This window comes from Mycobacterium sp. (assembly GCF_049278535.1).
Lineage (GTDB): Bacteria > Actinomycetota > Actinomycetes > Mycobacteriales > Mycobacteriaceae > Mycobacterium.
In genome coordinates this window covers 1-4,094 of record NZ_JBAPMI010000210.1, presented here as the reverse complement: position 1 = coordinate 4,094, position 4,094 = coordinate 1, and the positions used below count along the sequence as shown (strand labels likewise).

Genomic DNA, 4,094 nt, shown 5'->3' with positions numbered 1-4,094 from the left:
TTCATCAGTCGCCACGACCAGCGAAGGACGCCGACATTGAAGTCGAAGAGCGGGCGGGGATACCGCCCGGTGAACGCGATGGCGATGCCGGCGGCGATCGTCACCAGTGGATACAGCAGATACAAGCCGATCAGAATGGGATAGTGCGGCACCGCCAGCACGCACCATTTGGCCAGCCAGAGCCGGCGCGACGGCGCGTCGACAGCACTGCGCACGCGCACGGGATCGTCCCTACCAACGTGCTCGCCCACGCTGTCCATCCTGCGACTCCCCGGGCCGATGTGCAGGTCGCTCCACTGTAATTACGGGGCGCAGGTGTGCCGGGTTCAGATCTTGCGTGCGCTCGCGGTGGCCTTGTCGACTTCCCAGTACGCGCGCAGCGCGAGCAGCTTGCCGTCGTTGTCGGCTTTGTAGGTGAACACCCCTTCGGCGGTGACCTGATGTCCCGCCGCGGTGATCAGGATGTGGCCGACGTTGGCTTCTTCATTTCCACACTGATACGTGTCGCGGAAAACGAACTGGATCTTGTCGGTGGGAGCAATCGCCTTGTCCCAGAAAGCCGAGATGGCGTCGCGACCGCGATGCCCTTTGCCCTCGGGATCGAAATGCGACGGACCGATCGGGTCTTCGACGATCGCGTCGTCGGCGAAGACGGCCAGCCATGCCTCTTTGTCCCTGGCTCCCACCGCATCGCGGGAGCGCTTGCCGGCCAGGTGTGCGGGTGAGTCGGCCATCAGTCTTGCCATCCTGAGTGAATGTAGGTGTCTGCGAAACGCTTGATTGAGTCTTTCTTCTGCTCGATCGGCGCATCGAAGCCCAATCCGTCGAACATCCACGGGATGACGATGTTGTCGGTCACACCGACCTCGGCCAGCTCCTTGTGACCGTCCACGCCGAACTTGTCGATGCAGACCGCCTGGTACTCGAAAGGCACGTCTGCACGGTCGTATTCGGCGAGCAGCGCCTTGATCTTGCCGATGGTCTCACTGAGCTGCTCGCAGGTCATCATTGCGCTGGTCCACCCGTCACTGACCCGGGCGGCACGCTTGAGTGCGACATCGGTGTGACCGCCGACGTAGAACGGCACGGGCTTGCTCGGCGCTGGGCTCATCTGCAACTTGTCGAAGTCGTAGAAGTCGCCGTGGAATTCGACCATTCCGCCGTGAAGCACGAGCTTGATCACCTCGATCATCTCGTCGACCCGCTTGCCGCGCTTGGCGTAGGGCACCCCACACCATTCGAATTCCTCCGGCGCCCAGCCGATGCCGACGCCGAAGCCGAACCTGTTGTTGGTGATGTTGGCCACCGAGCCGACCTGCCGCGCCAACAGCAGCGGGTTACGGGAGCCGAGTTTCATCACGTTGGTGTAGAAGAACAGTTCCGAGGTGACCGCGCCCATCGCACCGGCGGCAATCAATGGGTCGACCCACGGCGTGTCCTGGTTCCACATCCGCGAGCCGTCGGGCGTGTAGGGGTAATCCTCGGCGGCCGTCTCCATGTAGAACAGCGAGTCCGGCAGCGCGATCGCGTCGAATCCCACCTCTTCGGCCGTTTTCGCGATCTCGACGAGCTGGTCGATCGGCCCCATTGCGATGCTGCACGTGTACTTCACGGCTTGGCCTCCGGTTTGCTCGAGCCGACGACCCACATCGAGTAATACTGCGAGCCACCGCCGTAGGCGTGGCCGAGTGCCTTGCGGGCGCCCTGAACCTGGTGATCGCCCGCCTTGCCCATCACCTGGATGGCCGCCTCGGTGAACCGGATCAGACCGGAGGCCCCGATCGGGTTGGACGACAGCACACCGCCGGACATGTTGAGCGGGATTCGGCCGCCGATCTTGGTTTCGCCCGCTTCGGTGAGCTTCCAGCCCTCGCCCTCGGCCGCAAACCCGAGGTTCTCCAGCCACATCGGCTCGAACCAGGAGAACGGCACATACACCTCGGCGCAGTCGATCTCGTCGATCGGGTTGGTGATGCCTGCCGCTTTCCACAGCGCCTTGGCGGCGTCGCGTCCGGCCTGCGGATTGACCTGGTCGCGCCCGGAGTATGCCAGCGGCTCGGTGCGCAACGCGGTGGCGTGAATCCATGCCACCGGATGGCCCTCGGCGACTCGCTTGTCGCCGACTTCCTCGTTGCCGATCACCACCGCACATGCGCCATCGGATGACGGGCATGTCTCGTCGAATCGGATTGGATCCCAGAGCATCTGAGACGACATCACCTTGTCGAGCGTGATGTCCGGCTGATGCAGATGCGCGAGCGGGTTCTTGGCGCCATTGAGCCGGTCCTTGACCGCGACCATCGCACCGATGTGCGTAGGCGCGCCCGATCGGCGGATGTAGGAGCGCACGTGCGGAGCGAAGTAGCCGCCTGCGCCGGCGCCAACCGGCTTGGTGAACGGCACCGGAATGCTCAACGCCCACATGGCATTCGACTCGGACTGCTTCTCCCAGGCCATCGCCAGCACGCGGCGATACTTGCCCGACTCCACCAGGCTGGCCGCCACCACACCGGTCGACCCGCCGACGGAACCCGCGGTGTGCACCCGGATCAGCGGCTTACCGGTCGCACCGACCGCGTCGGCCATGAAGAGCTCCGGCATCATGACGCCCTCGAAGAAGTCTGGCGCCTTGCCGACCACCACGGCGTCGATGTCATCCATCGTCGACCCGGAGTCGGCCAATGCCTTGTCGATGGCCTCGCGAACCAGGCCGTTCATCGAGACGTCCTGGCGCTTGGCGACGTATTTCGTCTGGCCGGTGCCGAGCACCGCTGCGAGCTGTTTAGCCACGAGCGCCACTCCTCCTCATCGCTTCGCTCTGGATCGTCATGACGCGCATGATTTATTTCCCTTCCAGCACGGCGACGAGGTTTTGTTGCAACACCGGGCCGCTGGTTGCGTGCGCGAGCACCCGCCCTGCGGATCCAGAGAAAATGTGTTGTGCCGCAAAGCCGATGCGTTCCAACCCGGCGGAGAACATCGGGTTGGCGGCCAGTGCGCCGCCCGACGGGTTGATCTTCGTCGACGACGGCAGGCCGATGGCCTCGGTCAGCAGGAGTTGCTGATGGCTGAACGGCGCGTAGATCTCGGCGACCTCGATCGAGCCGGGGTCCCCGCCCGTCGCGGCCTTGGCCGAGGCCGCCGTCGACGGCGAGGTGGTCAGGTCGCGGGCACCCAGGACCGGGGTCTCGATGCGGTGCTCGATGCCCGTGATCCACGCGGGGTTCTCGCGGAGCTCGCGGGCCCGGTCGCCGGCGGCCAGCACGATCGCCGACGCGCCGTCGGTGATCGGCGCAATGTCGTGTCGCCGAAGAGGATCGGCGAAGTACGGTCGCGCGAGCAACTCGTCGATGCTTTTCGCCGGCTTCTCCGAGTCGGTGCGCTCGGCGGCGGCGAACGAATCCAATGCCACCTGCGCCATCTGCTCGGCGGTCCACTTGCCGGCGTCCAGGCCGAAGCGGGCTTGCAGCCCGGCCATCGACACCGCGTCCGGCCACAGCGGCGCGACGGTGTACGGGTCGGTTTGCAGCGCAAGCACCCGGCGCAGCGTGCCGGCAGAGGACTTGCCGAATCCGTAAACCAGCGCGGTGTCGACCTGACCGGTCAGCAGCTTGATGTAAGCCTCATACAGTGCCCACGCAGCGTCCATCTCGACGTGCGACTCGTTGATCGGCGGCACCGCGCCGATCGAGTCGATCGCAGAGATGAACGAGAATGCCCGGCCGGCAAGATAATCCGAGGAGCCGGAGCACCAGAAGCCGATGTCGGTCTGCTTGAGGCCGAGCTCTTCGTACAGCGAGTGGAAGCAGGGCATCAGCATTTCGACGCCGTTGGTGGTGCCGTCGGTGCGGCGCACATGCGGCGCATGGGCGAATCCGACGACAGCTACGTCGCGAAAAGTCACGTTGTTCCCTTTACAGGTGGTGTTTGTAGGTGTCGTAGTCGGCGTCGGGTTCGCCGGTCGGCTTGAAGTATTCGATGTTGTCGATACCCAGGCCCCACTCCTCGCGGGGCTTCCAGACGGCTTCGACCCGCATGCCCATCCGCACCTCGGTCGCGTCGATCTCCTGAATCAGGTGCAGGAACGCGATATC

4 protein-coding genes and 2 pseudogenes are annotated in these 4,094 nt (G+C 64.7%); all 6 read right to left on the bottom strand.

What is annotated here, in order from left to right; all coding sequences use genetic code 11:
- Positions 1–215: pseudogene (locus WAO18_RS14440) on the bottom strand (DUF4389 domain-containing protein); the annotation flags it as partial.
- Positions 216–326: 111 nt separating this feature from the next.
- Positions 327–734, bottom strand: a complete 408-nt coding sequence (locus WAO18_RS14435) for a nuclear transport factor 2 family protein (RefSeq protein ID WP_422206943.1) — start codon at positions 732–734, stop codon at positions 327–329.
- On the bottom strand, positions 734–1,612 hold the full coding sequence (locus WAO18_RS14430) for a TIGR03619 family F420-dependent LLM class oxidoreductase (RefSeq protein WP_422206942.1): 879 nt from the start codon (positions 1,610–1,612) through the stop codon (positions 734–736). The genes WAO18_RS14435 and WAO18_RS14430 overlap by 1 nt, the downstream gene beginning before the upstream one ends.
- Positions 1,609–2,790, bottom strand: coding sequence for a thiolase domain-containing protein (locus WAO18_RS14425; protein ID WP_422206941.1), 1,182 nt, complete (start codon positions 2,788–2,790; stop codon positions 1,609–1,611). Before WAO18_RS14425 ends, WAO18_RS14430 begins: the two co-directional genes overlap by 4 nt.
- A 52-nt stretch (positions 2,791–2,842) precedes the next feature.
- Positions 2,843–3,904 (bottom strand): thiolase domain-containing protein, encoded by a 1,062-nt coding sequence (locus WAO18_RS14420; protein WP_422206940.1) that lies wholly within the window; start codon positions 3,902–3,904, stop codon positions 2,843–2,845.
- A gap of 10 nt (positions 3,905–3,914) precedes the next feature.
- Positions 3,915–4,094 (bottom strand): annotated as a pseudogene (locus WAO18_RS14415) (DNA-binding protein); the annotation flags it as partial.